The following is a 5752-nucleotide window of genomic DNA, read 5'->3' on the forward strand; positions in this document are numbered from 1 at the left end:
ATGCATGGGTGAAATTTTAGCGCGCGGGCGGCACTTTGGGTACTGTGGGTGAAATTTGGATAGCCAAGCTCGCTGTCCGAGAAATTTTATGTAATGTTGCGCGAGCCGTGCATACGGTGTGAACCTGATGAAATTTTAAAAACGTGCTTCGAGGCGGAATTTAAACGGCGCCTGTTCGACAGAGTAGGGCGATAAATTTCGTCGCGCCTAAAATACATCGTCTCGGCGGCGATAAAATGCTGCGCGCTTAGAACGAAGTCGTACAAAGGCGGCGTAAATTTTATCGCGCGGGTTTTGTGCGAGCAGGCGGCGGCTTTGGATAAAAGATCGGAATTCTGCAGCGCGGCGAGTAAAATTTCGGCGAAATTTTGCTGCAAAGCAGCGCGGGTTAAATTTTAAAATTTACGGCTCGACGGAGAATAGGTAAAAGCCGGGCGGTAGAGCGGCGGCGGGATTTGTTTTTAGCGGGCATTTTGCGATAAACAAGCGGCGATTGAACCAAGCGTGGACGGCGGTAAAATTTCGCTACTAAACAAACGGCGCTATTAAATACCGATTGCAAGTAGCGGTAAATTCGCCCAAAGGACGCGGCAGCTGAAGTCGGTACTATGCTAAAGAAAGCCGAGAATAGGTAAAATTTTGCCAAAAGGCGCGGCGCAGATAAAGAGCGGCGCTCACAGCTCGCCGGGCGTCTTAAAACTCGCTTTCGTTTGCGTTTTGAAGCGAATTTATCGCGGGTACTCGCGGGCTGCTTCATGTTTTGGAGACCGCCCCGCTCATGCGCGTTGTGTGCGCATCGTTAGCGGCGCGGCTAGCCGATGCGATATGCACGCGCTCAAGACGGATCGGGCGGCGCGCGGAATATTCGGCGCGAGCCGTAAGCAACGCCGATCGTGCGGGCACTCGAATTCGAGCGGGTGATTGCAGGGCGCCCCGACGCGATAGAGCTTGGTTTCGCGCGCTTGCGGTAAGTTACGTCGAATTTATGCGAGGTTTGGGCGAAATTGTTCAACGCGCGGCGCCAAATTTAAAGCACGCGGCGGCTGCAGAACCGAGATGCCGCGGCTGTCACAAAACTAAGACGCCGTAGCGGTCGCAAAATCAAGACGTCTCGGCGGCTGCATAAGCAAGGCGTCGCTACAAAGAGCGCCTTTTGGCGTGCGTAGGTCTCGTTCGTCGCGCCGAGCGACGGGGCGAGCAATAAAAAGCGAGCAATAAAAAGCGAGCAATAAAATTGGAGCTAAGCTTGGATCTACTAAATATCGTAAATTTAAAGAAATTTTACCTGCGAGAGGATCGCAGCAAAAACGTCGTTTTTGAAAATTTCGATCTACGAATAGGCGATACGCCGCGGCTCATCAGCCTCACGGGCCCCGACGGCGCGGGCAAATCCACGCTTTTAAAGCTCATCTGCGGCATCATCGCGCCCGATTGCGGCGAGATAAAATTTGCAGGCTTCACCCCTAGCGGCGAAAATAAAGAATTCGTCCGCGCAAACGGCTATATGTCGCAGAGCTTGGGGCTTTACGAGGAGCTTAGCGTCTGGCAAAATTTAAACATCTTCGCAGGCCTAAAAGGGCTCGATCTAAAAGACGGCGAGGAGTATCTGCGCGGGCTTTTGCGCCGCGTAGGGCTTTTGAGCTTTAAAAATTACGCCGTGGATTCGCTCTCCGGCGGGATGAAGCAAAAGCTAGGCGTCGCCTGCGCGATTGCGGCTCGTCCGCGGCTTTTGGTGCTAGATGAGCCCACAGTCGGCGTCGATCCGCTCTCGCGCAGCGAGCTGTGGGCGATCGTGCGCGAGTATCTGGATCAAAGCGGCGCGAAATGTATATTTTCGACGGCGTATTTCGATGAGGCGGCGGATGCCGATCTGACGCTGATTTTGCTCGGCGGCAAGATCATAGCGCAGGAGCGTGCCGCAAAGATCACCGCGGCGCTGCTGGACCGCACCTTTCGCATAGGCGGCGAGGATTATCAGAGCCTGGCGCGCCGCTTGATGTTTAAGACGCAAAGATTTTTAAAAAACTCCCCACTCATCGACATCTGCCCCAGAGACGGCAGCGTCGATCTGCTAAGCGAGGAGCCGATAAGCCTGCACGATCTGCAGAGGTTTTTAAACGCGAGCCTAGAGGGTGACGGCGAAAATACAGAACGCGAAAACGGGCGCAGTGAAAATTTTAAAATTTCAAACGAAAACGAGGGCGTTAAATTTAACGAAAGCGGAGACGCTAAAGTTAAAGGAAACGGAAGCGCTAAATTTAAACTGAGCCCGCGTGAGGCGAGCCTAGAGGATGCGTATATTTTTTTAAATAAAGCAGAGATCGGCGTGGCAAACTTCGGCTACGAAAAAAGGAGCTTCGATGCGGCTCAAACCGTCATCAAAGTGCGCGACGTGAGTAAAAAATTCGGCTTATTTACCGCCGTGGAAAATACGAGTTTCGAGGTCAAAAAGGGCGAGATTTTCGGCCTTCTGGGTCCAAACGGCGCGGGCAAGACGACGACCTTTCGTATGATCTGCGCGCTTTTGGGGATGAGCGGGGGCGAGATCTCGGTCATGGGCGAGGATCTGCGCTACGCAAAATCGGCGATCAGATCGCGCATCGGCTACGTCTCGCAGAAATTTTCGCTTTATAAAAAGCTAAGCTGCTATCAAAATTTAGAGTATTTTGGTCGCAGCTACGGCATCGGCGGAGTAGCGCTAAAGCGGCGCATAGAGGAGCTTTTGAGCGAGTTTGGCTTGCAGCGGCTGCGAAACGAGACGTGGCAGAACCTGCCCTTTGGCGCGGGGCGCAACCTTTCGATGGCGTGCGCGCTTATCCACCGCCCCGAGATTTTGTTTCTCGACGAGGCCACCAGCGGCGCCGATCCGCTCTCGCGCAGGCTCTTTTGGAACCGCATAAATGCGCTCGCGCGCACCGGCGTGAGCGTGGTCGTGACGACGCATTTTATGGAGGAGGCGGAGTATTGCGATCGATTTTTGATCCAAGATCGCGGCAAAATCCTGGCGCTAGGCAGCCCCGACGAGGTCTGCGTGCAAGACGGGCGGCGGCTTAGCGTGCAACAGGCCTTCATAAACGAGGTGCAAAAATTTAGAAGCGAGGCGGGCGATGAGGGCTTTTGATCTAAATTTTACGCGAGCGGCGAAGATTTTTGATCCAAATTTTATGCGGGCGGGGCGAAAACCGGTGCGCCCACGCGATAAAATTTTAAGCGGCGCAAGGGTCTTGCGGGGCGATGAAATTTTAAACGGCGGCAGGATTTTGAGCGACCGGGCTTTGGGCGTCGGTGAAATTCTAAGCGGCAGCGGGATTTTTAGCAGCGGCGAAATTTGGAGCGATAGTAAAATTTTAAATGGTGGCGAAATTTTAAGAGATTGCGAAATTTCAAGCGGTAGCGGAATTTTAAATGAGATATCGCGCGGCGGGACACGGCGCGGATTTTGTAGATGGATACTGCGCGAGCTCTGCGCCGAAGCGAGCCCGCTCCATCTGCGCCGTAAATTTCAAAGCGCGAGCGGCTCGCAAACGGATTATAAATTTAAAAGGGCGACCGCTCTGCAAACAGATCGCAAATTTAAAATGGCGGTCAGTCTGCGAACAGCTTGTAAATTTAAAGCCCTGGTGCAAAAATTTCATCGCGGAGCTTGCGCCGCCGCGGAGCTTTTGCGTCAAAAATCTCGCGGCGAGACTGTGCTGCGCAACTGCTTAAAATTTCAAAGCCCGCCGTATGCGATCAAGCGATTAAAATTTCAGGGCGCGATGAGCGAAATGGGCGCAGGCAGTCCATCTGCGCCGTTAAAATTTCAAATCTCGGTTGCCGCACTTTTGCGATTAAAATTCCAAAGTATGCCGAGTACGATCGCGCTGATAAAATTTCAAAGCGCGGTAGTCGCCGAATTTGCGCGATCAAAATTTAAGGGCTCGTCGCGCGCAGCGCAGTGCTGCAAAATCCGAGCACAGGGGCAGGGCGGATGAATTTTACCTTTTTAAAAATCCTCGCAAAAAAGGAGTTCGCGCAGATCGCAAAGGACCGATCGGCGCTCGTGATCGCGTTTTTGATGCCGCTAATTTTGGTCGTGATCTACGGATACGCGATGCGAATGGACATAAAGCCCGTCAAAGTGGGCTTCGTAAGCGATCTGGGCTCCAAAATCGAGCGGGATCTGCTCGGCGGATTTTTGGGCTCAAAATACCTACAAACCCGCGTCTACACGGACTTAGAGAGCGCGAGGAGAGATTTTAAGGCGCATGAGATCGAGAGCATTTTGTATTTTGATCCGCGCTTTGCGGCGAAATTTCAAAGCACTTTGGGCGGACTCGGCGGCGCAAATGGCGGCATAAATTTAAACCTCTCTAGCGACGACAGCTCCTCCACAGGCGGCGCGGACAATCTCCAAAATGTGAGCGGCGGCACAAATATCCGTCCGCTTGAGGACGTTAGCATGGGCACCGGCACGGAAAGCGGGATGAACACCTCTGCGGGCGACACCGGCGCAAGTGGGGAGAGTTCATACGGCAATGGCGCAGGCGGTAACGCGTACTCTTTTGGCGACGCCAGCGCAAATTCTAACGGCGCGACTGTAAATTCTAGCGGCGGCAGTATGGGCGCGACTGCGAATTTCGCCGGCGCAAATTCTCGCAGTAATGATACGGGCGCTGTTAGCGCAAATTCCGGTAGCAGTGCGAGCGACATAGGCGCAAATCAAGGAAGCGTAAATTTAATAGGCGGCGCAGGCGATACGAATACAGGCCTCATCGGCGGCGCAAGCGATATCCAAAATGCGAGCGGCGGCGTCAATGCAAGCCCCTTCGCTAACGGTGCAGGCGGCGCAGGCGACGCTGCAAATAACGGCGGCGGCACGGGCGGTAGCGCGAGTAACTCAGACAAAGACGGCGCCGAGATTTTCCTCATCCAAAATGCCACTCAGTCGCAGCTCGCGCTTCTTAGCTACGTTTACGTCGCAGGCGTAATCGAGCAGGTTTTGGCGCAAGATTACGGCTTTTTAAACGCAAATTTAAACGCCGCGGCAAAGCCCGTCAGCGTGAATTATCGCAGCTGGTTCAACGAAGCCAACGAATCGACGTGGTATCTCGTATCTGCCGAGTACGTGGGGATTTTGGGGCTCATCTGCCTATTTATGGTCGCGGTCGTGATCTCGCGCGAATGGGACCGCGGCACGATTGCCTCGCTTTACAACTCCAACGCAAGCGCGCTTGAGATCGTCACTGCCAAGGTCGGCGCGTATTATTTCCTGGCGCTTTTGGGCGGCGCGATGACGCTCGTTTACGGGCAGGTGCTTTTGGGCATCCCGATCCGCGGCAGCGTAGCGATGCTGCTGGCGACGCTTTGCGTCTTCGTGCTGGAGATGACCTGCCTAGGCATGCTGATCTCGGCGATCTGCAAAAATCAATTCCTAGCGCAGGAATACGCCATCGTCATCGGCTATCTGCCCGTGACGCTGCTTAGCGGCATGATATTCGATCTGCGCGGACTGCCCGCGGCGGTCAACTTCATCGGGCACCTGCTGCCGCCCACATACGCGGTCGAATCCTTTCGCATCTGCTTCCTCTCGGGCGGACAGAGCGCGACGCTGTGGGTAAACCTCGCCATTCAGGCACTCGGAGCGGTTTTGTTTTTCAGCTTGTGCGTGCTTAGCGTAAAAAGGGGCGCACGATGAAATTTTTAGAATTCCTAGACGCGAGGAGCTTTGGTTTGCAGGCGGCGGAGCGTAGATTTGAAATTTTAAAATTTC

At 53.8% G+C, this 5752-nt stretch carries 4 protein-coding genes; 3 read left to right on the forward strand and 1 reads right to left on the reverse strand.

The window, feature by feature from the left end:
- Positions 1–86: 86 nt before the first annotated feature.
- Positions 87–377: a hypothetical protein gene (locus Q0198_RS02495; protein ID WP_297894568.1), complete on the reverse strand. Its 291-nt coding sequence runs from the start codon at positions 375–377 to the stop codon at positions 87–89.
- 857 nt (positions 378–1234) lie between these two features.
- Here Q0198_RS02495 and Q0198_RS02500 point away from each other — a divergent pair.
- From Q0198_RS02500 to Q0198_RS02510, 3 genes are read left to right on the forward strand one after another with little or no spacing between them, the layout of a single operon-like run.
- Entirely contained in the window at positions 1235–3121 is a 1887-nt protein-coding gene (locus Q0198_RS02500; protein ID WP_297894570.1) for an ATP-binding cassette domain-containing protein, read from the forward strand.
- Positions 3108–3974 carry a hypothetical protein gene (locus Q0198_RS02505; RefSeq protein WP_297894572.1) on the forward strand — a complete coding sequence of 289 codons (867 nt, stop codon included), beginning with the start codon at positions 3108–3110 and terminating at the stop codon, positions 3972–3974. The genes Q0198_RS02500 and Q0198_RS02505 overlap by 14 nt, the downstream gene beginning before the upstream one ends.
- A complete protein-coding gene (locus Q0198_RS02510) occupies positions 3971–5677 on the forward strand; it encodes an ABC transporter permease (protein ID WP_297894575.1) in 1707 nt (568 codons plus the stop codon). Before Q0198_RS02505 ends, Q0198_RS02510 begins: the two co-directional genes overlap by 4 nt.
- Positions 5678–5752: the final 75 nt, after the last annotated feature.

It is taken from the genome of uncultured Campylobacter sp. (genome assembly GCF_938045205.1).
Classification (GTDB): domain Bacteria; phylum Campylobacterota; class Campylobacteria; order Campylobacterales; family Campylobacteraceae; genus Campylobacter_B.

What these genes read in the sequence shown, in the direction of transcription:
- Q0198_RS02505 (WP_297894572.1), top strand. Translation starts at nt 3,108, where the DNA reads ATGAGGGCTTTTGATCTAAATTTTACGCGAGCGGCGAAGATTTTTGAT.
- Q0198_RS02510 (WP_297894575.1), top strand. Translation starts at nt 3,971, where the DNA reads ATGAATTTTACCTTTTTAAAAATCCTCGCAAAAAAGGAGTTCGCGCAG.